General features: G+C 70.2%; 24 protein-coding genes and 1 tRNA gene. 12 read left to right on the forward strand and 13 right to left on the reverse strand.

Translation table 11 applies throughout. The features are described 5' to 3' along the window. Positions 1-78: 78 nt before the first annotated feature. A complete protein-coding gene (locus KHU32_RS05810) occupies positions 79-570 on the reverse strand; it encodes a YciE/YciF ferroxidase family protein (protein WP_213669061.1) in 492 nt (163 codons plus the stop codon). Between the two features lie 113 nt (positions 571-683). Beyond that, positions 684-1,583: a hypothetical protein gene (locus KHU32_RS05815; protein ID WP_249680567.1), complete on the reverse strand. Its 900-nt coding sequence runs from the start codon at positions 1,581-1,583 to the stop codon at positions 684-686. A gap of 299 nt (positions 1,584-1,882) precedes the next feature. Here KHU32_RS05815 and KHU32_RS05820 point away from each other — a divergent pair, with 299 nt between their 5' ends. Next, the gene (locus KHU32_RS05820; protein ID WP_213669062.1) at positions 1,883-3,979 is read left to right on the forward strand and encodes a catalase; all 2,097 of its coding nucleotides are present in this window, start codon (positions 1,883-1,885) and stop codon (positions 3,977-3,979) included. A gap of 67 nt (positions 3,980-4,046) precedes the next feature. On the opposite strand, the gene KHU32_RS05825 is transcribed toward KHU32_RS05820, so the two are convergent. Beyond that, positions 4,047-4,122, reverse strand: a tRNA-Ala gene (locus KHU32_RS05825). A 135-nt stretch (positions 4,123-4,257) separates the two neighbouring features. On the opposite strand from KHU32_RS05825, the gene KHU32_RS05830 reads away from it, so the two are divergent. Both KHU32_RS05830 and folD read left to right on the forward strand, forming a co-directional pair. Further along, on the forward strand, positions 4,258-4,599 hold the full coding sequence (locus tag KHU32_RS05830; protein WP_249680568.1) for a YggT family protein: 342 nt from the start codon (positions 4,258-4,260) through the stop codon (positions 4,597-4,599). 37 nt (positions 4,600-4,636) lie between these two features. Further along, positions 4,637-5,476 carry a bifunctional methylenetetrahydrofolate dehydrogenase/methenyltetrahydrofolate cyclohydrolase FolD gene (gene folD / locus KHU32_RS05835; protein WP_213669063.1) on the forward strand — a complete coding sequence of 280 codons (840 nt, stop codon included), beginning with the start codon at positions 4,637-4,639 and terminating at the stop codon, positions 5,474-5,476. Positions 5,477-5,484: 8 nt separating this feature from the next. Here the strand turns inward: folD and KHU32_RS05840 are convergent, their stop codons facing one another. Then, positions 5,485-5,886: a hypothetical protein gene (locus KHU32_RS05840; protein ID WP_213669064.1), complete on the reverse strand. Its 402-nt coding sequence runs from the start codon at positions 5,884-5,886 to the stop codon at positions 5,485-5,487. A 95-nt stretch (positions 5,887-5,981) separates the two neighbouring features. Here KHU32_RS05840 and KHU32_RS23415 point away from each other — a divergent pair, with 95 nt between their 5' ends. From KHU32_RS23415 to KHU32_RS05865, 6 genes are read left to right on the forward strand one after another with little or no spacing between them, the layout of a single operon-like run. After that, positions 5,982-6,818, forward strand: coding sequence for a DMT family transporter (locus KHU32_RS23415; RefSeq protein WP_347265523.1), 837 nt, complete (start codon positions 5,982-5,984; stop codon positions 6,816-6,818). Positions 6,819-6,838: 20 nt separating this feature from the next. Further along, complete coding sequence (gene coaBC / locus KHU32_RS23015) at positions 6,839-8,020, forward strand: bifunctional phosphopantothenoylcysteine decarboxylase/phosphopantothenate--cysteine ligase CoaBC (protein ID WP_249680569.1); 1,182 nt, start codon at positions 6,839-6,841, stop codon at positions 8,018-8,020. Next, positions 8,017-8,454, forward strand: a complete 438-nt coding sequence (gene dut / locus KHU32_RS23020) for a dUTP diphosphatase (RefSeq protein ID WP_347265508.1) — start codon at positions 8,017-8,019, stop codon at positions 8,452-8,454. Before coaBC ends, dut begins: the two co-directional genes overlap by 4 nt. A 17-nt stretch (positions 8,455-8,471) precedes the next feature. Further along, positions 8,472-9,269, forward strand: a complete 798-nt coding sequence (locus KHU32_RS05855) for a HesA/MoeB/ThiF family protein (RefSeq protein WP_213669066.1) — start codon at positions 8,472-8,474, stop codon at positions 9,267-9,269. Next, entirely contained in the window at positions 9,266-9,640 is a 375-nt protein-coding gene (locus tag KHU32_RS05860) for a DsrE/DsrF/DrsH-like family protein (protein WP_213669067.1), read from the forward strand. The genes KHU32_RS05855 and KHU32_RS05860 overlap by 4 nt, the downstream gene beginning before the upstream one ends. 56 nt (positions 9,641-9,696) lie before the next feature. Next, complete coding sequence (locus KHU32_RS05865) at positions 9,697-10,533, forward strand: SH3 domain-containing protein (protein WP_213669068.1); 837 nt, start codon at positions 9,697-9,699, stop codon at positions 10,531-10,533. A 52-nt stretch (positions 10,534-10,585) separates the two neighbouring features. Here the strand turns inward: KHU32_RS05865 and KHU32_RS05870 are convergent, their stop codons facing one another. Both KHU32_RS05870 and accD read right to left on the reverse strand, forming a co-directional pair. Continuing rightward, positions 10,586-11,887, reverse strand: coding sequence for a bifunctional folylpolyglutamate synthase/dihydrofolate synthase (locus tag KHU32_RS05870; protein WP_213669069.1), 1,302 nt, complete (start codon positions 11,885-11,887; stop codon positions 10,586-10,588). Then, positions 11,887-12,759, reverse strand: a complete 873-nt coding sequence (gene accD, locus KHU32_RS05875) for an acetyl-CoA carboxylase, carboxyltransferase subunit beta (protein WP_213669070.1) — start codon at positions 12,757-12,759, stop codon at positions 11,887-11,889. The genes KHU32_RS05870 and accD overlap by 1 nt, the downstream gene beginning before the upstream one ends. Before the next feature lie 371 nt (positions 12,760-13,130). Here accD and KHU32_RS05880 point away from each other — a divergent pair, with 371 nt between their 5' ends. Together KHU32_RS05880 and KHU32_RS05885 are read left to right on the forward strand one after the other, a co-directional pair. After that, positions 13,131-14,864 (forward strand): transglycosylase domain-containing protein, encoded by a 1,734-nt coding sequence (locus KHU32_RS05880; protein ID WP_249680571.1) that lies wholly within the window; start codon positions 13,131-13,133, stop codon positions 14,862-14,864. A 21-nt stretch (positions 14,865-14,885) separates the two neighbouring features. After that, entirely contained in the window at positions 14,886-15,191 is a 306-nt protein-coding gene (locus KHU32_RS05885; RefSeq protein ID WP_314076436.1) for an AzlD family protein, read from the forward strand. 22 nt (positions 15,192-15,213) lie between these two features. Here KHU32_RS05885 and KHU32_RS05890 read toward each other — a convergent pair whose 3' ends face one another. Both KHU32_RS05890 and KHU32_RS05895 read right to left on the reverse strand, forming a co-directional pair. After that, entirely contained in the window at positions 15,214-15,477 is a 264-nt protein-coding gene (locus tag KHU32_RS05890) for a DksA/TraR family C4-type zinc finger protein (RefSeq protein ID WP_213669072.1), read from the reverse strand. A gap of 79 nt (positions 15,478-15,556) precedes the next feature. Next, entirely contained in the window at positions 15,557-17,986 is a 2,430-nt protein-coding gene (locus KHU32_RS05895) for a mechanosensitive ion channel domain-containing protein (protein WP_213669073.1), read from the reverse strand. 96 nt (positions 17,987-18,082) lie between these two features. On the opposite strand from KHU32_RS05895, the gene KHU32_RS05900 reads away from it, so the two are divergent. Further along, the gene (locus tag KHU32_RS05900; protein ID WP_213669074.1) at positions 18,083-18,271 is read left to right on the forward strand and encodes an HIG1 domain-containing protein; all 189 of its coding nucleotides are present in this window, start codon (positions 18,083-18,085) and stop codon (positions 18,269-18,271) included. A gap of 68 nt (positions 18,272-18,339) precedes the next feature. Here KHU32_RS05900 and KHU32_RS05905 read toward each other — a convergent pair whose 3' ends face one another. The 5 genes from KHU32_RS05905 to KHU32_RS05925 all read right to left on the reverse strand — a co-directional run bounded on the left by KHU32_RS05905 (position 18,340) and on the right by KHU32_RS05925 (position 23,813). Beyond that, entirely contained in the window at positions 18,340-19,761 is a 1,422-nt protein-coding gene (locus KHU32_RS05905) for a TRAP transporter large permease (protein WP_213669075.1), read from the reverse strand. Positions 19,762-19,765: 4 nt separating this feature from the next. Next, positions 19,766-20,299 (reverse strand): TRAP transporter small permease, encoded by a 534-nt coding sequence (locus KHU32_RS05910; RefSeq protein ID WP_213669076.1) that lies wholly within the window; start codon positions 20,297-20,299, stop codon positions 19,766-19,768. A gap of 13 nt (positions 20,300-20,312) precedes the next feature. Continuing rightward, positions 20,313-21,281, reverse strand: coding sequence for a TRAP transporter substrate-binding protein (locus KHU32_RS05915; protein WP_213669077.1), 969 nt, complete (start codon positions 21,279-21,281; stop codon positions 20,313-20,315). Positions 21,282-21,444: 163 nt separating this feature from the next. Next, positions 21,445-21,882, reverse strand: coding sequence for a CBS domain-containing protein (locus KHU32_RS05920; RefSeq protein ID WP_213669078.1), 438 nt, complete (start codon positions 21,880-21,882; stop codon positions 21,445-21,447). A gap of 170 nt (positions 21,883-22,052) precedes the next feature. Further along, the gene (locus KHU32_RS05925) at positions 22,053-23,813 is read right to left on the reverse strand and encodes a glucan ABC transporter ATP-binding protein/ permease (protein WP_213669079.1); all 1,761 of its coding nucleotides are present in this window, start codon (positions 23,811-23,813) and stop codon (positions 22,053-22,055) included. Positions 23,814-23,932: the final 119 nt, after the last annotated feature.

Here is a 23,932-nt window from a genome sequence, read left to right on the forward strand (position 1 = left end):
ACCCGTGTTAGGCGGGGTCTTTTTGGTGCGATTGCTAGTCGATTGCAATTATTCGCGCCGCATGCTCACGCAGGTCCGCTATGCCGCGAGGGCACCCCGGCCGAGTACCTGCGCGGCGAGGCGGGCGAGGGTATCGCTGGTCGCCTTTTCCTCGTGGAAGGCACGATCGAGAAGCAGGGCGATATCGGGCCGCGCCAGGGCCTTGGCCCAGGTGACCAGGGTCTGGTACCGCGCCATCTGGTAGTAGGCCACGGCCTGGGCACAGGCGATGAGGCCGGCATCGTGCAGGGGAGCGGGCTCGTCGATCTCCGAGAGCTGGTATTCGCCGTCCTGCAGCAGGCCCAGCATCGCGTCCGAGCTGTCGCCGCAGACGGCGCTGCCCAGCATCCGGAAGACCCCGCGAAGGCGTTCCTGCCGTTCCTGCGCGACCTCCTGCTGGCGCTCGAATGCACCGCGAAGCGCGTCGTGGTGTGCGGCGCGGGCCATGCGGGGCAGGGCCTTCAGCACCTGCTGATCGGCGAAATGGATTTCGCGGAGGACCGACAGGAACAGGTTGTCGAGGGAAGGCATGGATCTTTTCCGGCTGCGGCGCCGCGCGGCAAAATCCCGCGGCGCTTCAGGGTACTTCGTAGAAAACGCGCCGGCGGTTACCCGCCGGCGCGTTCTGTCGCGCAACAATCCGATCAGTGATGATCGTCGCGCAGGCTGCCGCCATAGGCCGCACCGGCCGAAGCGACGAAGGCGCCGATCAGCATGGCGAGCGCGGTGAAGAGAGCCAGCTTGGCCGCGGCCTTGCGGGCCGTGTCCGCCGCCTCCTGCGCACGCTGCGCCGCCTCGCGGGCCTTGGTGAAGGTCTGGTCGACGCGCGTGCGGGCATCATCCACCGAAACGCCGGTCCGCGCGGCCACCAGCTGCGCGAGGTAGTCGCGGTCGCCCGCGGGCAGCTGGCCCGTCGAGATCGCATTGGCGACGATGGTCATCACCTCCTGCGTCGCCTGCTCGTTGGTCTCGCCGTTCGGATTGGGAGCGTTGGTGCCGCCGGGCTGCGCCGAGCGGAACAGCGTGTCCATGTCGTAAGGCGACACGGCGCCGGCCACACTGGAAGCAACCTGCGTCGCACCCTCGCCGACCGAACCGGCCACCCGGCCCGCGGTGCTCACTGCGCCCGTGACCGCCGAGGCCAGGAGGCCCACGGTGAAGAGCGTGGCGATGGCCCAGGCCAGCAGGCCATGCGCCGTGTCGCGGAAGAAGACCTCGTCGTGATGCACGGACAGCCAGCGCGTGCGCAGACGGCCGGTCACGTAGCCGCCGACGCCCGAGGCCACCCATTGCACGACGATGAGCCAGACCACCGTCATCAGCCCGAGCGTGCCGGCCGAGATGCCTTCGTCATGCCAGGGCGAGATGGACGAGAAGCCGAGGCCCGCGCCGACCGCGATCAGGATGAGCGAAGCCGCGCAGGCGACAACGGCACCCGCGATGATGGCCGCCCAGGAGACTGCGGATTGCTCGGGAGCTGCGGCGTCTCCCACCACGACGGCGCCTGTGCGCGGCCGTGCCGGATCATAGGTGCTGCTTGACATGGCCTAGTGCCAGATCAGGGCGAGAATGATGATGATCGGAATTGGCACGCCGAGAAGCCATAAAAGAATGCCGCGTCCCATGGTCGCCTCCTGTTGAAGTATTTCCTCTCGGCAAACGGCAAGGGCTGTCAGGAGTTGCACCGTGGCGTGGCGACTTCGCGAGATGTGGCCGCGCTATCACGACCTTCGGGCGTATTGCCGCCGGGAAACCTTCCCTCGTCGTGGCACGATGTTTGGGGGCATTTGCGACAAATCCGCCGAAGGCGCGTTCCCCCTACTTGCCGAGGAGGAAGCCCCGCATGCCGACCCGCCGCACTCCGACGAAATCCGACGCCGCTCCCGCCTCCCGCCACGGTGCCGGAGGCGAACTTCATCAGGAAGCGGGCGGCGACGTGCCCGTGCTGACCACGGCGCAGGGCGGCCCCGTCGCGGATGATCAGAACACCCTCCGCTACGGTCCGAGAGGGCCGGCGCTGCTGGAGGATTTCCACTTCCGGGAGAAGATCTTCCACTTCGACCACGAGCGCATTCCCGAGCGCATCGTGCACGCCCGCGGCTATGGCGCGCACGGCTTCTTCGAACTGCATGAATCGCTCGCCGACATCTGCAAGGCGGACATCTTCCAGCGCGTCGGCGAGAAGACCCCGGCCTTCGTCCGCTTCTCGACGGTCGCGGGCAACAAGGGCTCGGCGGATCTCGCGCGCGATGTGCGCGGCTTCGCGGTCAAGCTTTATACGCAGCAGGGCAACTGGGACATCGTCGGCAACAACATCCCGGTCTTCTTCATCCAGGATGCGATGAAGTTCCCCGACCTCGTCCACGCGGCGAAGGACGAGCCCGATCGCGGCTTCCCGCAGGCGGCGACGGCGCACGACAATTTCTGGGACTTCGCGTCGCTGATGCCGGAATCGACCCACATGCTCATGTGGACCATGTCGGACCGCGCCATCCCGCGGTCCTTCCGCTTCATGGAAGGCTTCGGCGTCCACACTTTCCGGCTGCTGAACGAGGCGGGGAAATCCACCTTCGTGAAGTTCCACTGGAAGCCGAGGCTGGGCCTGCAGTCGATCGTCTGGGACGAGGCGGTGAAGCTGAACGGCGCCGATCCCGACTTCCACCGGCGCGACCTCTGGAATGCGATCCAGACCGGTGCCTTCCCCGAATGGGAGCTCGGCCTGCAGCTCTTCGACCAGGAATTCGTCGACAGCTTCGATTTCGATGTGCTCGACGCGACGAAGCTGATCCCCGAGGAACTGGTGCCGGTGCGCCGCGTCGGCCGGCTGGTCCTCGATCGCGTCGTGGACAACTTCTTCGCCGAGACCGAGCAGGTCGCCTTCATGACGCAGAACGTCGTGCCGGGCGTGGATTTCACGAACGACCCGCTGCTGCAGGGGCGCAACTTCTCCTACCTCGACACGCAGTTGAAGCGCCTCGGCGGGCCGAACTTCACGCATCTGCCGATCAATGCGCCGAAATGTCCCTTCGCGCATTTCCAGCAGGACGGTCACATGGCCTTCCGCAACCCGAAGGGCCGGGTCAATTACGAACCCAATTCCTGGAGCCAGCCCGAGGCGGGCCCCCGCGAATCACCTGCGCTGGGACATCGCGGCTTCGCGACCGAGGAGGAAGGCCCCAAGATCCGCGAGCGCGGCGCGCTCTTCGCCGATCATTACAGCCAGGCGCGGCAGTTCTTCCGGAGCCAGACCCCGGTCGAGCAGGCGCATATCATCAATGCCTTCGTCTTCGAGCTGAGCAAGGTCGAGACGCCGGGCATCCGCGCGCGCATGGTCGGGAATCTGCGCAACGTCGATGCGGAGCTGGCAGAAGCGGTCGCGGCCGGTCTCGGCATGGAGCTGCCGCCCGCCTCGGCGCCGGCCCGCGCCCCGGTGGACCAGCCGCCCTCCGAGGCCCTGAGCATTCTCCGAAACCCTCCGCCGAGCTTCGAAGGACGCAAGGTGGGCGCCCTGGTCACGGACGGGACGGAGATCGATCTCCTGAAGGCGCTGCAGAAGGCCGTCGAGGCGGAAGGCGCCGTACTCGAGCTTGTGGCCCCGAAGATCGGCGGCATCACCGCCAGCGACGGGACCCATCTGCCCGCGCATCACGCGGTGGCGGGCGGGCCCTCCGTCCTGTTCGACGCGGTGGCGGTGCTGCCTTCAGAGGAAGGGGCGGTCCTGCTGGCGGATAATCCGGCGGCGAAGGGCTTCGTGAGCGATGCCTATGCGCATTCGAAGTTCATCGCCCATACCGCCGCGGCGAGAACGCTCTTCAAGAGCGCGGGGCTGATGACGCCCGACAAGGGCTTCGTTGAGCTGAAAGCCGCGGGCGACGTGCCGGGCTTCGTCCGCGCCTGTCGCGCGTTGCGGTTCTGGGAGCGCGAGGCGCCCAAGGGTTAGGGCACCAATACCCGTCGGGGGCGAGCCTCTGGCGGGATTCAACTTTGTCGGAAAGCCGGGAGAGGGGTGGTGGAGCTGAGCGGGATCGAACCGCTGACCTCGTCATTGCGAACGACGCGCTCTACCAACTGAGCTACAGCCCCGCATCACACCACCCGGTCGCGTATTGAGCGCTCCCGAGGCGGCGGGTTTTGCGCGATGGCTGGGCGGGTGTCAAGCACCCCTCCCGGCGAATGCGGGGTTGCCCCGGGGACGGCCTTCCGCGACAAGGGCCACTGATGCCGTCGCAACCGGAGCGCTTCCCCGCGATGATCCTCGATGCCCTGTTCTTCCTCATCCAGGCCGGCCTGACCCTCTTCTTCTGGGCCATCCTCATCGCCGCGATCCTGTCGCTGTTGACCGGATTCGGGATCCTCGACACGCGGAACCGCTTCGTCTGGGCGCTCTCGGATTTCTTCTATCGCGTGACGGAGCCCGCCATGCGGCCCGTGCGCAACCGGCTGCCGAATTTCGGCAATGTGGATCTCTCGCCCCTCGTCGTCATGCTGCTGGTGCAGGCCTGCATGCTGCTGGTGGGCGCCATCCGGGGCTACATGATCCGCGGCGGGCTGTATTTCTGACGCCATCTCGGATGCGACTGGCGAGGGGGCTGAAGCGGTGACGCAGATTCTGGACGGCAAGGCGATCGCGGAACGGCTTCGCGGCCAATTGGCCACACGCGTCGCGGCCCTCTCCTTCAAGCCGGGCCTCGTCGTTGTGCGCGTGGGTGAGGACCCCGCCAGCGGCGTCTATGTCCGCAACAAGGACCGCGCGGCCACCCAGGCCGGCTTCGCCTCCCGCACCCGGCACCTGCCGGAGGAGACGACCGAGGCGCAGCTGCTGGAGGAAATCGCCGCGCTGAACGCCGATCCGGAGGTGGACGGCATCCTCGTCCAGCTGCCGCTACCCAAGCATATCCGCGCCGAGAAGGCGATCGCCGCCGTCGATCCCGCGAAGGATGTGGACGGCTTCCACCCCATCAATGCCGGCAAGCTCGCTTCCGGCCTGCCCGGCCTCGTGCCCTGCACGCCGCGCGGCGCTATGCACCTGCTGGCCGAGGCGAAGGCGAAGCTGCCCGGCGCACGTGCCGTGGTGGTGGGGCGCAGCCAGATCGTGGGGCGGCCGATGGCGCAGCTCTTGCTGGCGGCGGACTGCACCGTCACCATCGCCCATTCCCGCACGGCCGATCTGGCCGGCGAGTGCCGCCGCGCCGACATCCTGATCGCCGCCGTGGGCCGGCCCGAGCTCATCCGCGGCGACTGGGTGCGCGAGGGCGCCATCGTCATCGATGTCGGTATCAACCGCATGCCGGACGGCAAGCTCAAGGGCGACGTGGCCTATGCCGAGGCGCTGCCTCGCGCGGCCGCCATCACGCCGGTGCCCGGCGGCGTGGGCCCCATGACCATTGCCTGCCTGCTCGAGAACACGCTGGAGGCCGCGATCGCCCGGCGGGGCTGACCGCGGGGCTAAAGCGGGTCCATCAGCCCGACCCAGGCGAGATAGCCGAGGATCAGCGTCCCGCTCAGCGCGCCCGCCGTCACGCCCCAGCCGGGCCGATCCTCCTCGCCCGGGGCGAAGCGGCCGTACAGGACGGCGCCGGCGCCCAGGACGCAGAAGAGCAGGATCACGGCCAGCAGCGCCTTGAAGAGCAGCGTCCCGACGAGATCGAACCCGTCAGCCCGGGCGTCGAGCCAGCGGTCCACGGCAGCCAGGTCGAAGCCCAGCAGCACCAGCGCCAGGCCGATCACCAGGAAGACGAGCACCAGGAACAGGTGGAGCCGCGAGGCATGGCTGCCGGGCCGGAGCCCGCCGCCCATATCCACCCAGCTCCGCTGGGAGATGTTCCAGAGGCCTCGGATCAGGCCCATGATCCAGCCCATCGGTCCCCCAGCTCGACGCCGTTGATGTCGGGCGGCAGGATAGGCGGAACAGCCGGGCGCCTGTCATCAACCTCCTTCTCGCCATTGCCTATGTCCTGATGTGGGGCTCGGCCTTCAATGCCGCCCGCATCATCGCGCTCGAATGGCCGCCGCTCTGGGCGCTGCTGATCCGCTTCGCCGCCGTCCTGCCGTTGCTCTGGCTGGTCGTCCGCCTCCGCGCGGCGCCGATGCCCCAGGGGCGCGACCGCTGGAGCGTGGTGGCGATGGGCGCCTTCGGCATGGGCGGCTACCTCGCCTGCGCCTGGGTGGCCTCCGCCCATGTCCCCTCGGGCCTGGTGGCCCTGCTGGCGGCGAGCTCGCCGCTCTTCGTCGCGATGGGCGCGCGCCTGCTCGGCCAGCGGATGGCGCCGATGGGCTGGGTGGGGCTGGCCCTCGGCTGGCTGGGCGTCGCCACGCTCGGGATCCTGCGCTCGGCCGAGGGCATGGATGCGGCGGAGGCCTGGGGAATCGGGCTGGCGCTGCTGGGCGCCCTGCTGCAGGCGCTGGGCGTGCTGGCCTTCGCCCCGGCCCGGGGGCGCGTGGACCCCTGGTCGACGAATTTCCTCCAGACGGCCGTGGCCGCGGTGGTGCTCGCCGGGCTGGTGGCGCTCTGGGGCGGGGCCGTGCCCACCCGGGCGACGCCGGCCGTGATTGGCGCGATGCTCTATGCGGGGCTGCTGGTCGGCATGCTGGGCTATGCGCTGTTCTTCGTGGTCATCCGCCGCTTCGGCGCCTCCAACGCGGCGGCGCTGCAGCTCATGGCGCCGCCGGTCGCGGCGGTGATCGGCTGGGCCCTGCTCGGCGAGCGGCTGGCCTGGGGCGATGTGCTGGGCGGGGCCATCACCCTGACCGGGCTGCTGCTCATGTTCCGCGCGCGCTGATCCTGGCCTAGGCTGCCCGCATGCTTCATGGCCGAAAGATTCTTCTCGTCGTTTCCGGCAGCGTCGCCGCCTTCAAGGCGCTGATGCTGGTGCGGCTCCTGCGCGCCGAGGGCGCCACCGTCCGTGCCGTGCTGACCGCGGGCGGCGCGCGCTTCGTGACGAAGGAGGCGCTGGCGGCCATCACGGGCGAGCACGTCTCCGACGACCTATGGGCCGCCGAGGCCGAGATCGGCCATATCCGCCTGGCGCGCTGGGCGGAGGCGGTGGTGGTGGCGCCGGCCTCGGCGAGCCGGCTGGCGCAGATGGCCCAGGGCCTGGCGGAGGATCTGGCGGGCTGCGTGCTGCTCGCGACGCGGGCCCCCGTGCTGGCCGCGCCGGCGATGAACCCTGCCATGTGGGCCCATCCGGCGACGGCCGCGAATGTGGCGCTGCTGGCGGGGCGCGGCATCCGCTTCGTGGGGCCGGGCGAGGGGCCCATGGCCGAGCCCGAGAGCGGCCCCGGCCGCCTGTCCGAGCCGGAGGAGATGCTGGAGGCGATCCGCGCGCTCTTCGCCGAGGGGCCGCTGAAGGGCCGCCACGTCCTCGTCACGGCCGGGCCGACGCGGGAGCCGATCGATCCGGTTCGCTACATCTCCAACCACAGCAGCGGCAAGCAGGGCTATGCCATCGCCGCCGCCCTGGCGGCGCAGGGCGCCCGCGTGACGCTGGTGAGCGGGCCGACCAGCCTGGCCGCGCCTCCGGGCGTCACCTTGAAGCCCGTCGAATCCGCCCGCGAGATGCTGGCCGCCTGCGAGGCCGCGCTGCCGGCCGATGCTGCCATCTTCGCCGCTGCCGTGGCCGACTGGCGGGTGGCGCAGGAGGCGAGCCAGAAGCTCAAGAAGGAGCCGGGCGCGGGCGCGCCGACGCTGGCCATGGCCCTCAATCCCGACATCCTGGCGACCATCTCGACCCATACCGCGCGCCCGAAGCTGGTGGTCGGCTTCGCCGCGGAGACCGAGCGGGTGATCGAGAACGCCCAGAAGAAGCTGGCCCGCAAGGGCTGCGACTGGATCGTGGCGAACGACGTCTCGGGCGACGTCTTCGGCGGCGGCGACAACACCGTCCATCTGGTGAGCGCCGCCGGCGTCGAGGACTGGCCCAGGATGCCCAAGGAAGAAGTGGCGGCCCGACTGGCCGCGCGCGTGGCGGAGTATTTCCAGTGAAGGTTCTCGTTCAGCGCCTGCCCCATGCCGAGGGCCTGCCGCTTCCCACCTATGCGACCTCCGGCGCGGCGGGAATGGATCTGCTGGCGGCGAAGGCGATGACCGTCCCCGCCGGTGGCCGTGCCCTGGTGCCGACCGGCCTCTGCATCGCGCTGCCCGAAGGCTACGAGATGCAGGTGCGCCCGCGCTCGGGCCTGGCCCTCAAGCATGGGATCACCCTGCCCAATGCGCCCGGCACGGTGGACGAGGATTATCGCGGCGAGGTGGGCGTGATCCTGCTCAACACCGGTTCCGAGCCTTTCGAGATCGCCCGCGGCGACCGCATCGCCCAGGCCGTCTTCGCGCCGGTGACGCGGGCGCAATGGGAGGAAGTCGTCGTCCTGCCGGAGACGCAGCGCGGCGGCGGGGGCTTCGGCTCGACGGGCCGCCAGTAAGCCCCATATCCCCACCCATGGACCTCGATTTCACCGAAGACGAGCTGCATCGCTATTCGCGCCACATCATCCTCAAGGAGGTGGGCGCGATCGGCCAGGCGAAGTTGCGCGCCGCCCGCGTGCTCATCGTGGGCGCGGGCGGGCTGGGGTCGCCGCTCGCGCTCTATCTCGCGGCGGCGGGCGTCGGCACGCTGGGGCTGCTGGACCATGACGAGCTGGAGCTCTCGAACCTCCAGCGGCAGGTGGCCCATGCCACCTCGCGCATCGGCCAGTACAAGACGGAAAGCACCGCGGTCGCCCTGCGCGACCTCAATCCCGACGTGCGGCTGGAGCTCCATACCCGCCGCCTCGATCGCGCCGCCGCGGAGGAGCTGTTCCCGCAATACGACGTGATCTGCGACGGCACGGATAATTTCCCCACGCGCTTTCTCGTCGGCGATGCCTGCCACTTGCTGAAGAAGCCGCTGGTCAGCGCCGCCGTGCTGCGCTTCGAGGGCCAGCTCTCGGTCTTCCGCGCCCATGAGGGCCCGCCGCACCCCTGCCACCGCTGCCTCAACCCGGAGCTGCCGCCGGAGGGGATGGTGCCCAGCTGCTCGCAGGCGGGCGTGCTCGGCGCCGTGGTGGGCGTGATGGGCACGCTGCAGGCCACCGAGGTGCTGAAGATCATCATGGGCATCGGCGAGGACATGTCCGGCCGCCTGCTCCTCTGGGACGCGTTGGACGCCCGCTTCCGCACCGTGAAGCTGCGGCGGGACCTGGAATGCGCCCTCTGCGGCGAGAATGCCTCGATTCGCGACCTCTCGGCCTATCCGTGAGCCAGCCGCTCGGGATCCTGCTGCTCTCCGGCGGGCATGAGCGCGGCCATTACGCGCTGATGATGGCGACGGCCGCTTCGGCCATCGGCCGGCCGGTCACGATCTTCGCCACCAATGCGGGCTGCCGGTTGCTGCTCAAGGCAGCACCCCTCGAATCGGAGGAGCGGGAAGAGGTCCTGGCCCAGTCGGGCGTGGCGACGATCGCGATACTGATGGAGGCGGCGCAGGCGCTCGGCATCCGGATGATCGCCTGCGAGGCCGGGCTTCGCGTCGAATCGCTGACGGCGGAGGCGCTGGCGGAGGGGGTCGAGGTCGCGGGCATCGTCACCTTCCTCGGCGCCGTGGGGGCCGGCCAGGTCATTTCGCTCTGACCACATCTCCTTCTGGGGCCTTGACCCGGCGCGGTCCGGCGCGGCATCGAAGGGGGATGAGGGCCCGTTTCACCATCGCGCTTCTCGCGCTCGCCGGTGCCGTCGGCATGCCGGACTCCGCCCCTGCTCAATCCAGCCTGGGAGGCTCGCAGGCGCTCGCGCCGCCACGCGCCGCCGCCGCCGCCGCCACGCCGCCCGCCCGGCCGGCGCAGGCCACGCGCCCTGCGGCGCCGGCGCGCCAGGCTGCCGCCCCGAATTCCCAGACGCCGCGCAATCGCGCACAGCGCCCGGCCGCCCAGCGGCCGGCGGCGGCACCTGCGGCGCAGCGACAGACCGCCGCCCAGCGCCGCACGGCCGCCCAGGCTGCGGCGGCCGCGGCCGCTGCGGCTGCCGCCGCTTCCGCCGCCGCGGCGCCCTCGCCCGAGCCGGTGCCCGAGCCTCAGCAGACCATCGGCACCGTCACCGGCCTGCCCATGCCGCGCTTCGCCGCACTGCGCTCCAACGACGTGAATCTGCGCGTGGGTCCCGACCGCCGCTTCCCGGTCGAATGGCGGTACCAGCGCGCCGACCTGCCGGTGCAGATCATCCGCGAGCACGACCAGTGGCGCCGCATCCGCGATCCGGACGGGACGGAAGGCTGGCTCGCCGCCTCCAACCTGCAGCCTGGGCGCCGGACCTTCATCGTGCGGGGCGAATCGGGGGGCGAGGTGCAGCTTCGCCGCCGGGCCGAGGATGGCGCCGCGCCCGTGGCGCGCCTGCGCCCCGGCGTGATCGGCCGCATCCGCGGCTGCGACGGCAGCAGCGCCTGGTGCGAGGTGCAGGTGCAGGACCGCCGCGGCTACATCAAGCGGTCCGAGATCTTCGGCGTGATGCCGGACGAGGAGATCAAGTAGCGGCGGCTTCCCGGCCGGGCGGCGCGCCGCCCGATCCGGAACCTCGCGCGGCTCAGGAGACCGCGGCGCCCATCGACACGGAGGCCAGGGCGCCCCCGTCGAGCTTCAGCACCTCGCCCGCGAGGTAGAGGCTGCCGCAGACCAGGATTCGTCCCGGCTTCCCCTCCGCCATGATCCGCGCGATGGCGGAGCGCACGTCGGGCCCCGGGCGGGCCACGCCGCCGCTGGCCTCGATGATGTCCTCCACCGACATGGCCAGGTGCTGCCCCGGCTCCCGCACGGCCGAGACGCTCTCGGCGAGCGGCAGGAGGGGGGCCAGGAAGCCGGCGGCGGTCTTGCCCTGCTTCATGCCGACCACGAGGTGCACCGGCTTGTCCCGCCACTCGGCGAGCGATTCGGCCAGGGCCGCGCCGGCCCCCGCATTGTGCCCGCCGTCGAGCCAGAGCTCCCAGGGGGCGGGCGGCTCCAGCGCGCCCTGCAGGCGCTGCAGCCGCGCCGGCCATTCCGCCGCCGCGACGCCGCGCTGAAGGGCGCCGTCGGTGAGCCAGATCGGGTTCCAGGCGCGCATCGCGGCCACGGCGATCCCGGCATTGTCGGGCTGGTGCGCCCCGCGCAGGCCGAGCGGCGGCAGGGGCAGCGTGCCCTTCGCATCGCGGAACAGGAAGCCGCTGTCGCTCCGCTCGATGCTCCATTCGCCGTCCCGCGCCAGGAGCGTCGTGCCCAGGGCCGCCGCGCAGGCGGAGAGGACGCCGAGCGTCGCCTCTTCCTGCCGGCCGGTCACGCAGGGGATGCCGGAGCGGATGATGCCGGCCTTCTCGAAGGCGATCTTCTCCAGCGTGTCGCCCAGGAAATCCATGTGATCCATGGAGATGCTGGTGATCGCCGTGACGGCGGGCGCGGGCACCACATTGGTCGCGTCGTAGCGCCCGCCGAGGCCGACCTCGAGCACCAGCATGTCCGCCGGCACGCGGCTGAACAGCAGCAGCGCCACGGCCGTGGTGATCTCGAAGACGGTGATGGGGTCGGCGCCGTTGACCTCCTCCACCTCCTCGAGCGCGGCGACGAGGAATTCCTCGGCGACGAGCCGGCCCGCGAGGCGGATGCGCTCGTGGAAGCGCACCAGATGCGGGGAGGTATAGACATGGACCCGCCGGCCGGCCGCCTCGCCGATGGCGCGCAGGAAGGCGCAGGTCGAGCCCTTGCCGTTGGTGCCGGCGACATGGACCACCGGCGGCAGCTTCCGCTCGGGATGGCCGAGCTTCGCCAGGAGCTTCTGGAGGCGGCCCAGGCTGAGGTCGATGAGGACCGGATGCAGGGCGTGCAGCCGGTCGATGATCTCTTCCGAGCGGGACATCAGGCCGCCGCCGGCACGGGCTCTCCCTCAGAATCCCGCAGCAGCCGGATGAGGCGCCCGAGGGTCTCCTTCATCTCGCCGCGCTTCACGACCATGTCGAGGATGCCGTGCTCCAGCAGGTACTCCGCGCGCTGGAAGCCCTCGGGCAGCACTTCGCGGACGGTCTGCTCGATGACGCGCGCGCCGGCGAAGCCGATCAGCGCGCCCGGCTCGGCGATCTGGATGTCGCCCAGCATGGCGAAGCTGGCGGTGACGCCGCCGGTCGTCGGGTCGCAGAGCACCACGATGAAGGGCAGGCCCGCATCCTTGACCATCTGCGTCGCGATCACGGTGCGCGGCATCTGCATCAGGCTCACCGCGCCCTCCTGCATGCGGGCGCCGCCCGAGCTCGCGAAGACGATCAGCGGCGCGTCCTGCAGCACCGCCAGGCGCGCGGCGGTGACGAGGGCCTCGCCCACGCCCGCGCCCATGGAGCCCGCCATGAAGGCGAATTCGAAGGTGGCGACGACGGCGCGCTGCCCCTCGACGGTGCCGTGCCCGACGACCACGGCATCGTCCATGCCGGACTTCGCCTGGGCGTCCCGCAGGCGCTCGGAATAGCGGCGCTGGTCACGGAAGCGGAGCGGGTCGGCCGGGGCCTTGGGCAGCTCGATCTTCTGCCAGCCCTCATCGAAGGTGGCGTCCAGGCGCTGGCGCGCGGAAAGCCGCATGTGATGGCCGCAATGCGGGCAGACGCGCAGATTCTTGTCCAGATCCGTCTGGAAGATCATCTGCTCGCATTCGGGGCACTTATGCCAGAGGTTCTCCGGCACCTCGCGGGAGCCGAAGAGCGTCTTGATCTTGGGCAGCGCCCACTCGGAAATCCAGTTCATATGTCTTTGCCCTCAGGCGCCGGGTACGCGCCCCGCGCGCTTGGTTTCGCGCGGGCTCGCACCAGGGGAAAACTCGGTCGCGCGCCGTCCGCCCAAGGGGGCCGGCTTCCGCGTCGTGATGCGTGCCTGACATGACGGCGCTTGGGGGTGGGGTCAAGGTCGAAGGGCGTGATGCGCTCGCCTGACATCGATGCTAAGTTACGGTCATGCCTCGAGTGGCGGCCGCGCGGCCGCGTCCCGCGGCCCCTAGTCGTCGTGCCCCCCCCCGGCTCGAAAGACGGCCCCCCCCGAGCGGGCCCAAAAAACCTGCCGGGCCTCCGGCCCGACCCGCCTCCCCGGCGCGCCGAAGCCTCGGCGGCCGGCTTTTCCGCTTGGGCGTCATCCTGACGATCTGGGGCGGCTTCGCATTGGCCGCCGTGCTGCTCTGGTACACCTGGGACATGCCGCGCACCGATTCGGCGCTGGAGCACGTCCGGCGGCCGAGCGTGACCCTGCGCACCGCCGACGGTGGCCAGCTGGGTAACCAGGGCGACCTCTACGGCGAGACGGTGCGGCTGAGGAACCTTCCCGCCCATGTGCCGGCGGCGCTGCTGGCCATCGAGGACCGCCGCTTCCGCAGCCATTTCGGCCTGGACCCGATCGGCCTGATCCGCGCCCTCCACCGCAACTTCACGGCCGGGGACGTGGTACAGGGCGGCTCCACGCTGACCCAGCAGCTCGCGAAGAACCTGTTTCTCAGCCCCGCGCGCAGCACCCGCCGCAAGGTGCAGGAGGCGCTGCTGGCGCTCTGGCTGGAGCACCGCTTCAGCAAGGACCAGCTGCTCGAGATCTATCTCAACCGGGTCTATCTCGGCGGCGGCGCCTATGGCGTCGATGCCGCGGCGCGGTTGTATTTCGGCGTTTCGGCGCGGCAGCTGTCTTTACCGCAGGCGGCGATCCTGGCCGGGCTGCCGCAGGCCCCCTCGCGCTACAATCCGCGCTCCAACCCCGACGGCGCCATGGCGCGGGGGCGGGACGTGCTGGCGGCCATGCGCGACACGGGCGCCATCACCGACGCGCAGATGGCCGCGGCCATCTCGGAGATGGCCATTCCGCCCCGCCCCTCGCGCAATGGCGGCTGGTTCGCGGACTGGATCTTCGAGGACATCCCCGAGGCCTTCCCCGGCAGCGCCGACCTTGTGATCCGCACCACCCTCGATCCGCGCTGGCAGAATGCGGTGGAGGGGCGGCTGCGCACCCTGCTCTACGGCGACGGCGGCGATGCGCGGGTGAGCCAGGGTGCCGTGGTCGTCATGGACGCGGCGACCGGCGCGGTGCGCGCCATGGCCGGCGGCCGCGACTTCCAGCAGTCGCCCTTCAACCGTGCGACGGATGCCCGCCGGCAGCCGGGCTCGACCTTCAAGGCGCTGGTCTATCTCGCGGCGCTGGAACGCGGCGCCTCGCCCGGTGATTCCGTCAGCGACCTGCCGCTGCGCGTCGGCCGCTGGTCGCCCTCGAACGGCCGCTGGCGGGCCCGCGGCGCCATCACGCTGGAAGAGGCCTTCGCGCAGTCGGTCAACACGGCCGCCGTGCGCGTCATGCAGATGGGCGGCGGCGCGCGGTCCGTGGCCGAGGTCGCGGCGCGGCTCGGCGTCCGCGGCCGCTTCCCCACCGACGGCTCCCTCGCGCTGGGGACCGGCGAGGTGACGCTGATCGACATGGTCGCTGCCTTCTCGGCCATCGCCAATGGCGGCCGTCGCGTGACGCCCTTCGGCATGGCCCGGGTAGAGGCCGAGGGCCGCGTGGTCAGCGCGCCCCGGGCCGAGACGCCGCAGGTCATCAGCGGCCTCCATGCGGAGCAGATGCGCCAGATGATGATGGCGGTGACGCGCTACGGCTCGGGCCGGGCGGCGGCGGTGCCCGGGCTGGTGACCGGCGGCAAGACGGGCACGACGCAGGACTATCGCGACGCCTGGTTCATCGGCTTCGTGCAGCTTCCTTCCGGCCCCATGGTGATCGGGGTATGGCTCGGTAATGACAATAACAGGAGCATGGACGACGTGCGCGGCGGCACCCTCCCGGCCCGCCTCTTCCGCGAGGTCGTCGAGGCGGCACGGGCCTCCTAGCCTGGCCCGGGAGCTCCGGGCGTGACCCTGCGCTGGGATGTGCTGCTGACCATCCTGGGGATGGCGCTGTCGACCTACCTGCTCCGCGCGGGAGGCTATGCGCTGCTGCGCGCCTTTCGCCCCACGCCCTTCGTGACGGCGATGCTGGGCCATATGCCGGGCTGCATCTTCGTGGCCTTCGTGATCCCGGCGCTCGTCACCGGCGGGCCGGTGCAGCTGCTGGCCGCGGCGGGCGTGGTGGGCGTCATGATCGGCACGCGCAGCTACATGCTGGCCATCGCCGCGGGCATCGCGGTGGTCTGGCTGATGCGCGAACTGCCGGTCTGACCCGACGCTCGGGGCCGTCGGCCTATTTGAGCTGGCTGTCCTTGCTGCCCCGGCGGTTGATGCCGATGTTCACCGGCCGGCGATCGATCTCGGACTGGCAGCTCACGCAGGTCCGCACGCCGGGAACCGCGCGGCGGCGGCCTTCGGGGATTTCCTCGCCGCATTCCAGACAGTACGCCTCGCCCTCGCCGGTGGGCAGGCGCGCCCGGGCCCTCAGGACGCCGTCGGTGACGGTGTCGTCGATCTGATCCTGCACGGCCCCATCGGGGGCCCATCCATTCGCCATGACCGCCTCCTGTTCCGCGGATCTGCCGGACAGAAGGTGGGCCCTGGCACCCGGCGTCTCAAGGGCCGGGGCGCTTTCCCTAGGCCGGGGCTGGCGCCGGCGCGGGCTCCGGCATCGGCGCCTTCGATGAGAAGAAGCGCATGCCGGCCGCGTCGCAATGCTGCTTCACCCGGCGGTTCAGTTCGCGCCCCACGGCCCAGCGACGGGCCGGCGGCGTCATGATCCGCGCCCGGACGAAGACGCCGAGCTCGTTCATCTTGTCGATGCCCAGCACCTCCAACGGGGCCAGGAGCTGCGGCGCCCAGGCCTCGTCCTCGCGCATCGCCTCGCCTACCTGGCGCAGCAGCATCACGGCCTTGTCCGTGTCCACCGAGTAGTCCAGCGCGATGTCCACCACGGCATAGCCGAAGTCGCGCGTCTGGTTGGTCACCGTCGAGACGGAGCTGAAGGGCACGATATGGATCGACCCGTCCACCGAGCGCAGGCGGATGGAGCGGATCGAAAGCTGCTCTACCGTGCCGGAGAGCGAGCCGACGGTCACCGAATCGCCCACCGTCACGGCATCTTCCAGCAGCAGGAAGACGCCGGTGATCACATCGCGCACCAGCGTCTGGCTGCCGAAACCGATGGCGAGGCCGACGACACCGGCACCGGCCAGCAGCGGCGCCACGTTGATGCCGACCTCGGTCAGCGCGGTGATGGCCACCACCACCAGCAGCACGCCCGCGATCGCCGTGCGGAGCATGGGTAGCAGGGTGCGGACCCGCGCGCTGCGGGCGGCCGAGCCGTCCGTCGGCAGGGCCTTGAGCTGCCGCTGGATCGCGGAATTCGCCGCCTCCCAGGCCACGAGGGCCACCAGCGCCGTGATCCCGATGGTCGCCGCGCCGGAGACCAGCCTGCCGCCCCAGCGGCCCGGCTGGAACCAGGAGAGCGAGTGCAGGCCCCAGGCCTCCAGCAGCAGCACGAGGACGAGGCCGGTGATGATGAAGGAGACCAGGCTGCGCAGCGCCGGCAGGTAGCGGTTCGCCCGTGCCTCCAGTCCCGGATAGGTGCCCGCGAGGTCGGTGCTGACCTTGAACAGCCAATCGAGCAGCCGGCGCGTGCCCTCGTCGAGGATCTTGCCGCCGATGATGATGGCGAGGGTGACGACCGAGGCGCTGAAGAGACGCTCGAAGCCGTGGTCGATGTTGAGGGCCCAGACGGCCCAGGCCGCCAGCAGCCAGAGGATGACGAGGACGTGCCAGGCCTGCGCCAGCCGGTTGCGCGCGCCGCGCATCCAGCGCCGGCTCGTGCTCGGATGGTCCTCGCCCGACAGCGCCGGCGCATCCAGGAACTGGGCCACGGAGGTGCGGTTCTGCATCACCACCACCGCGACCAGCAGCGTCAGCACCAGCAGGCCGAAGCGCCAGATGGTCTGGTAGGCGCCGTAGGGCAGGCCGAAGAGCATCGCCGTCTCGGCAAGCGTGTAGAAAAGCACGCCGGTGAGGGCGAGGCGGTGCAGCCAGATCATCGCATAGGCGGCCGTCTCGTCGTCGCAGGCGGCGACGCGGAGCCTGGAATTGCTCGGTGCCAGGAGCAGCCGGCTCACCGCCATGATGGCGCGGGCGGCCATATAGGCGAAGACCACCTGCTCCATGATGAGGCGGTTGGACGGCCATATGGCGTAGGCATCCACGATGGCCACGGCGAAGAGGCCGAAGCCGAGGATCGGCAGCATGTCCAGCGCGAGGTGGGCGAGCAGGTAGGGCAGGCTGCGGAATCGCCGCATCGGCCCCTGCACTGCCGCGACGCGGCGGGCGAGCATCGCGTGCGGGCGGCGCATCACGAATTGCAGGATGCGCTCGATCAGGGCGCCGCCGATCAGGACGAGGCCGAGCTTCCAGGCCAGGCTCCACACCTGCCCCTGCAGCCGGTCGTCATAGGTGAGGCGGCTGAACCATTCGCCGACGGCGCTCAGCTCGGTCGCGGCGGAAAGACGGGAGAGCGTGTTCTCCAGGAAGGCGGCGAGTCGCTGGCCCACGCCGGTGACGATCTCGGCCGGCGTATTGGCGGCCTGCTCGGCGACTTCGGCCGGGGTGGCGGGCGCGGCCGCCGGGGCGGGGGTCGCAGCGGCCGGTGCGGTCGCGGCCGGCGATGTGGCGGCCGGCGCTGTCGCGGGAGGAGCCGTGGCGGCGGGTGGCGTTGCCGCTGGGGCCGTTGCAGGTGCCGTGGTGGCGGCGGGCGCTGCCGCCGGCGCGGGTGCCGCCTCGGCGGGGACGCCGGGGGCGGTGGAGCTCTCCAGGGCACGGATCAGCGCGGCGCGCCGATTCTCGTCCCGGAGGACCTCCAGCAGCACGCCCAGCTCGGCCTGGGTCGCCGCCGGGGAAGCGGGCGCTGCCGCCACGGCCGGCGCGGGCGCGACGACCGCCGCGGGTGGTGGCGGGGTGGCCGATTCCGCAGGGGCTGGCGTCTGGGCCAGGGCCGGAAAGGCCAGGACCAGGGCGAGGAGAGGCAGGAGGCGACCGAGCATGCCCTTGGTTTTGGGGCCTGGGGGCCCCAGGTCAAGTTGCAGAGAGGTCATCGGGGGGTGCTTGCCGAGCCAGGGCCGCGTGCCCACAATGGCGGAATGAAGAGTTTCTTCACCTTTCTGGTGATGGCCTCCATGGCCGCGACCCTCGGCGTTCTCATTGCGGGAATGATTGGGATGGCGCGCGGCGTCTCGGGCCAGGCCTCCCAGAAGCTCATGCGCTACCGCGTGCTGCTGCAGGGGCTGAGCCTCGTGCTCTTCGCCATCCTGATGATGCTCTGGAAATAGCGGAAGGCTTTTCTTCCATCGCTAGGTGAGTTGCCGGCCGCGCGGATTGGCGCGGCCGGTCTTTGTCTCTACCGGCTGAGCAGCAGGTCCGGGATGCCGGTCACCAGCGTCACGGGGAAGAGGGTGATCAGCACCACCGTGACCACCAGCATCAGAAAGAAGGGCAGGGAGGCTTTCGCGACCTCCAGCTGATCCTTTCCTGTCATGGTCTGCATGACGAAGAGGTTGAACCCCACCGGGGGCGTGATCTCCGCGATCTCGACCAGCAGCACGATGAAGATGCCGAACCACACCAGGTCGAAGCCCGCCTGCTGCACCAGCGGCAGGACGATGGAGGTGGTCAGCACGATCATCGAGACGCCGTCCAGCGCCGTTCCCAGGACGACATAGACCAGCGTCAGGATCGCGATCAGGCCGTAGGGGCCGAGGTTGAGATGCGCCACGCCCTCCGCGAGGGCGGCGGGAATGCCCGTGAGCGCCATCGCCTTGGTGAGGAAGGCGGCGCCCGCCAGGATGAACATGATCATGCAGGACAGCCGCGTGGCGCCCTTCACGCTGTCCAGGAAGCTCTGCCAGGTCAGCACCCGCTCGCCGGCGGTGAGGCCGAGCAGCGCGAAGAAGGCGATGGGCCAGAACTGTCCGGAAGGCAGAAAGCCCACAATCCAGGCGATCGCCGCGACCACCAGCAGGCCCGCGCCCGTCCAGCGCCCCGCCGCCATGAGCAGCGCGCCGAGGACGCCGAAGGCCGCGGCCTCCGTCGCCGTGGCCCAGCCCACGAACATCGTCCCGATCACCGCCACGATCAGCACCGCGCAGGGGATGAGGCGGGAGCTCCGCCGCAACTTCTCGGCGAAGCCCAGGCGCGGCTCCGGCGCCGGCTGCTTCTTGGGGTTCATCAGCGCCCAGATCACGATATAGGCGCTGAAGAGCAGCATCACGATCAGCCCGGGCAGGCAGCCCGCAATGAAGACGCGCACGATCGAGACCTCGGCCGCGACCGCATAGACCACCATGATGATGGAGGGCGGGATGAGGATGCCGAGCGTGCCCGAGGTGGCCAGCGAGCCGATGGCCACGTCCTCGTCGTAGCCGCGCTTCTTCAGCTCCGGCAGGGCGATCTTGGAGACGGTGGCGCAGGTCGCGGCCGACGAGCCGGAAACCGAGCCGAAGATGCCGCAGGCGAGGATGTTCACGTGCAGCAGCCCGCCCGGGATGCGCCGCACCCAGGGGGCGAGGCCGTTGAACAGTTCTTCCGAGAGCCGGGTGCGGAACAGGATCTCGCCCATCCAGACGAACATCGGCAGGGCCGCCAGCGTCCAGGAACCGGTCGCCTCCCAGAAGGAGGAGGCGAGGAACAGGCCGGGGGAGGGATGCGCGGCCGCCATGGCGATGTAACCGACGGCGGCCAGCGACATCGAGATCCACAGGCCGGCGCCGAGCAGCAGGCACAGCACGACCAGCAGGAGCAACGCGAAGGTCAACAGATCCATGGGGCTAGACTTCCGCCGAGAAATCGCCGGCCGCGGCTCGTTCCTCGGCCGCGCGGACATAGGAGGGGATCAGTCCCCGGAGCACCGCGACGAACTCGTCGAGGATCGCGATCAGCAGGATGCCGGAGCCGAGAGGCATGGAGAGCTTGGGAATCCAGAGCGGGAAGGGCACCGTGCCCTGCGCCAGCTCCTCGATCTCCCAGGAGAAGGCGACGTCCTGGGCGGTCCAGTAGGTCACATAGGCCATGAGCGTCGCGGCCAGCCCGAGGACGAGGAGCTCCATCACCCGCCGGGCGCCCGGACGCAGCCGGTCAAGCACCATGCCGACGCGGATGAGCTCGCCGCGCTTGAAGGTGGCGCCGAGCGCGAAGAAGGTGGTGGCGACGCAGAGATAGGCGCTGAGGTCGTCGGCGCCGGGGAATTGCTGGTTCATCTCGCGCAGCACGACCTGCGCCATCATGACGAGGAAGATGGTGAAGAGCGACAGCGCGGCGAGGCCCGCGCTGGCAGCATAGAGGGCGTCCAGCGCACGGCGCATGATGTGAACCGCCTCAGCCGCGATAGGCCGCGATCAGCTTCCGCCCATCCTCGCCCGCGCGGGTGATCCATTCCTCCGTCATCTGCCCGCTGATCTGGCGCATGCCCGCCATCAGCTCGGGCGAGGCCTGGGCGATGGTCATGCCGCGCTCGCGCAGCGTGGCTTCGGTGGAGGCGGTGGCCTCCTCGCTGATCTGCCAGCCGCGCGTCTCGGCCGTGGCCGCCGCGGCCCGCATCGCCGCCTGGGCCGCTGCGGGAAGGGCGTCGAAGGCGCGCTTCTGCACCAGGACGGCGTTGCGGGTGAAGGTGAAGCCGACCGGCGTGAAGACGCGGGCATAGTCCCAGGACTGGGTGTCCACGCCCGTCTGCGCCGAGGTCACCATCGCGTTCACCACGCCGGTGGCGAAGGCCTGCGGCAGCTCCGCCTGCTGCACGAGGGTGGGGTTGGCGCCGATCAGGGCCGCGAAGCGGTTGGTCATCACATTGAAGGTGCGGAACTTCGTGCCGCGCAGCGCCTCCAGCGTGGGCAGGGGGGCGTTGGAGTAGAAGCCGCCCGGGGGCCAGGGCACCATGTAGAGGACCATGATGCCCTGCCGGCCGAGCCGCGCCTCGATATAGGGCTTGGCGAGGTCGGTCAGGCGCCGGGCGTCCGCGAAGTTCGAGACCAGGCCCGGGATGCCGTCGACCTCGAGGAAGGGATCCTCGTTGCCGTAGGAGGAGAGCATGACCTCGCCGAGCTGCACCTGCCCGGTCTGCACGCCGCGCTTGATCTGCGCCATGGGCAGCAGGGACGCGTTGGAATGCAGCTGGACGGCGACGCCGGCTGCCTGCAACTCGGCCAGGAAGGTCTGGATGTTGCGGGTGTGCAGGTTGCTGTCGGGGTAGCCTGTGGCCATCTGCCACCGCGCCTGGGCGGCAGCGAGCCCCGGAGCGAGAGGGGCGGCGGCAGCCGCGGCCATCAAGGTGCGTCGGGTGATGGTCATGCTTGGGGCTCTCGGGCGTTTTTGTGTCGATGGATCATCGACCGAGCCCGAAGCCCGATGCAATAGCTACATTTCGCGGCCGGTTCGTCGCCGGCACGCATGTGCCCATCGCGCGGGCAGCCCCGCGTGGGATCTGGCCTGTTTCGGGGCGCCGCTGCCGCGATCAGCCGGCCGTGGCGACGTAGAGCTTCAGCTCCTCCGCCTCCTGCTCGGCCTCCGCGATGCGCGCCTTCACGAGGTCGCCGATCGAGACCATGCCGGCCAGCGCGCCGTCATCGGCCAGGACCGGCAGGTGGCGGACGCGGCGATCCGTCATCATCTGCAGCGCGTCCTGAACCGTGCTGATGGGCGTGACCGTGTGCAGCACGCGCGTCATCAGCTGGCCCGCGGTCATGCGCATCACCGGCTCGCCAACGCCGGCCATGGCGCGCACGATGTCGCGCTCGCTGACGATGCCGAGAACGGTGCCGTCCGCCTCCACGACAAGCACGGCGCCGATGCGGTGCTGCGAGAGCGTGCGTGTGATCGAGGCCACGCAATCGTCCGTGCGGACGGATATGATGTGGCTGCCTTTGCCCCGCAGGATGCTCTGGATCAGCATGGGCTTTCCTCCCTCATCCGTCGAAATGCATTACCCGGAATTAAGCTGCGCCTTTGCGCGCCCAGGTTGCAACGGAAAGAGTTGCTGCGCCGCGAAATCGCTTGTCGCCGCAGGGAATTTTTCTCGCTGGACCAGGCCTTCGGTCCGGCGTTCTGCCGCCGCGGCGGAGTTCAGTCGCTCGCGACGCCCATCAGCTGCGTACGCACCAGATCCGCGAAGCGTCCTTCCATCGCGAGGAGGTCGGCGAAGCTGCCGCGTTCCACGATCTTGCCGCTGTCGAAGACCAGGATTTCGTCGGCGTCGCGCACCGTCGAAAGGCGGTGCGCGATGATGAAGGTGGTGCGGCCGGCCATCAGCGCGCGCAGCGCCTTGGCCACCTTGGCCTCCGTCGCGGCATCGAGCGCGCTGGTCGCCTCGTCGAGGATCAGGACCGGCGGATCCTTCAGCAGCGCGCGGGCGATGGAGAGCCGCTGCCGCTGCCCGCCTGAGAGCGTCGCGCCGCGCTCGCCCACCATGGTGTCGTAGCCCTCGGGCTGGCGCAGGATGAAGTCGTGCGCCTCGGCCATGCGGCAGGCGCGCTCGATCTCCTCCTGCGTCGCATCCGCGCGGCCGACCAGCAGGTTGTCGCGGATGGAGCGGTTGAAGAGCATGCTCTCCTGGAAGACCACGCCGATGTTGCGGCGCAGGCTCTCGAGCCTGAGGTCGCGCAGGTCCACGCCGTCGAGCGTGATGCGGCCGTCCACCGGGTCCCAGAGGCGCTGCAGCAGCTGCATCGAGGTCGTCTTGCCCGCGCCGGTGGCGCCCACGAGGGCGAGCGTCTGGCCCGGCTTCGCCACGAGGTCGATGCCGGTCAGGATCGGGCCGCTGGTGGGATAGGCGAAGCTCACGCCCTCGAAGCACACCTCGCCCTGCGCGCGGCCGATATCCTTGGCGCCCGGCCGCTCCGGGACGGTGCTGATGGTGTCGAGCACGTGGAAATACTGCCGCAGCGACGGTGCCTGGAACAGCATGTGCGACACGAAGCCGACCGCGCCCTCCATCCGCGAGACGAGCAGCGTCGCGAAGCCCATGAAGCTCACGATCTCGCCGACCGAGGCCTTGCCCTGCAGGTGCAGCATCGTGCCCAGGATGAAGATCAGGATGACGGTGATGGTGCTGGACGCACGCGTCAGCACGTTCACCACGGCCCACCAGTTCAGCACCGGGAACTGGTGGTCCAGCACCTGGCGCATGATGTCGCCGAACATCTTCGCTTCGCTGTTGAGGCGCGTGAAGGACTGCACGACCACCACGTTGGAGAGCGCGTCCTGCGCCGAGCCGGCCAGCTGGGTGTGGAACTCCTCCACCTTCATCTGCGCGGATTGCGTCTTGCGGATCACGAAGGCGGTGAGCCCGGTGAAGACCACGACGAGGCCGATCAGCAGCAGGCCGAGCCGCCAGTTCAGCACCATGGTCAGCGGCAGCAGCACCAGCGCACTCACCACCGTGATCAGATGCTCGCGGAAGAAGGCCAGCCAGAGGCCGAAGAGATTGTCCGAGCCGACGAGCATCACCTTCATCAGCCGCCCGGACTGCGCGTCACCATGGAACGCCAGCGGCAGCGCCAGCACGTGCTGGAAGTAGCGCGACATCATCGCGAGCCGGTTGCGATGCGCCATGCGGTCGGCGAGCAGCGAGACGGCGACATTGGCGCCGATGGAGGAGAGGCCGACCGTCGCCCAGATGGCGAGCAGCGTATAGGCGGCCTCCCAGACGTCGGAGACCTGCATGCGGTCCGCGCGGGAGAGCAGGTCGATGACGCGGCCGAAGAGCACCGGCTCCAGGAACTGCAGCCCGGCAAGCGCGATGGCGGCGGCGGTCAGCCCGAAGGCGACCCACTTGTCGGCCCGCAGCAGCGCGAGAACACGCCCATAGAGACGGAGAAACGACATCGGCTTCGATCCTGAGCGGCTTCGAACCTTTGCCTGTAGCGGTCAGGGAGCCGCGCGCAAGCCCGCCAGCGTGACGAGAACGAAATGAGTGGCGCGCCGCGCCGGACGCACTCCCTTCG

The organism is Roseococcus pinisoli (assembly GCF_018413645.1).
GTDB lineage: Bacteria > Pseudomonadota > Alphaproteobacteria > Acetobacterales > Acetobacteraceae > Roseococcus > Roseococcus pinisoli.

Bases quoted from the DNA above. Each gene is read 5' to 3' on its own strand.
- KHU32_RS05910 (WP_213669076.1), bottom strand. From the start codon at position 20,299: ATGCGCCGTGCGCTGGACGCCCTCTATGCTGCCAGCGCGGGCCTCGCC.
- KHU32_RS05920 (WP_213669078.1), bottom strand. From the start codon at position 21,882: ATGCTGATCCAGAGCATCCTGCGGGGCAAAGGCAGCCACATCATATCC.
- accD (WP_213669070.1), bottom strand. From the start codon at position 12,759: ATGAACTGGATTTCCGAGTGGGCGCTGCCCAAGATCAAGACGCTCTTC.
- KHU32_RS05810 (WP_213669061.1), bottom strand. From the start codon at position 570: ATGCCTTCCCTCGACAACCTGTTCCTGTCGGTCCTCCGCGAAATCCAT.
- KHU32_RS05840 (WP_213669064.1), bottom strand. From the start codon at position 5,886: ATGGGCCTGATCCGAGGCCTCTGGAACATCTCCCAGCGGAGCTGGGTG.
- KHU32_RS05900 (WP_213669074.1), top strand. From the start codon at position 18,083: ATGAAGAGTTTCTTCACCTTTCTGGTGATGGCCTCCATGGCCGCGACC.
- coaBC (WP_249680569.1), top strand. From the start codon at position 6,839: ATGCTTCATGGCCGAAAGATTCTTCTCGTCGTTTCCGGCAGCGTCGCC.
- KHU32_RS05870 (WP_213669069.1), bottom strand. From the start codon at position 11,887: ATGTCCCGCTCGGAAGAGATCATCGACCGGCTGCACGCCCTGCATCCG.
- KHU32_RS05890 (WP_213669072.1), bottom strand. From the start codon at position 15,477: ATGGCGAATGGATGGGCCCCCGATGGGGCCGTGCAGGATCAGATCGAC.
- KHU32_RS05905 (WP_213669075.1), bottom strand. From the start codon at position 19,761: ATGGATCTGTTGACCTTCGCGTTGCTCCTGCTGGTCGTGCTGTGCCTG.
- KHU32_RS05895 (WP_213669073.1), bottom strand. From the start codon at position 17,986: ATGCTCGGTCGCCTCCTGCCTCTCCTCGCCCTGGTCCTGGCCTTTCCG.
- KHU32_RS05855 (WP_213669066.1), top strand. From the start codon at position 8,472: ATGGACCTCGATTTCACCGAAGACGAGCTGCATCGCTATTCGCGCCAC.
- KHU32_RS05865 (WP_213669068.1), top strand. From the start codon at position 9,697: ATGAGGGCCCGTTTCACCATCGCGCTTCTCGCGCTCGCCGGTGCCGTC.
- KHU32_RS05815 (WP_249680567.1), bottom strand. From the start codon at position 1,583: ATGTCAAGCAGCACCTATGATCCGGCACGGCCGCGCACAGGCGCCGTC.
- KHU32_RS05830 (WP_249680568.1), top strand. From the start codon at position 4,258: ATGCCGTCGCAACCGGAGCGCTTCCCCGCGATGATCCTCGATGCCCTG.
- KHU32_RS05915 (WP_213669077.1), bottom strand. From the start codon at position 21,281: ATGACCATCACCCGACGCACCTTGATGGCCGCGGCTGCCGCCGCCCCT.
- KHU32_RS05820 (WP_213669062.1), top strand. From the start codon at position 1,883: ATGCCGACCCGCCGCACTCCGACGAAATCCGACGCCGCTCCCGCCTCC.
- KHU32_RS05925 (WP_213669079.1), bottom strand. From the start codon at position 23,813: ATGTCGTTTCTCCGTCTCTATGGGCGTGTTCTCGCGCTGCTGCGGGCC.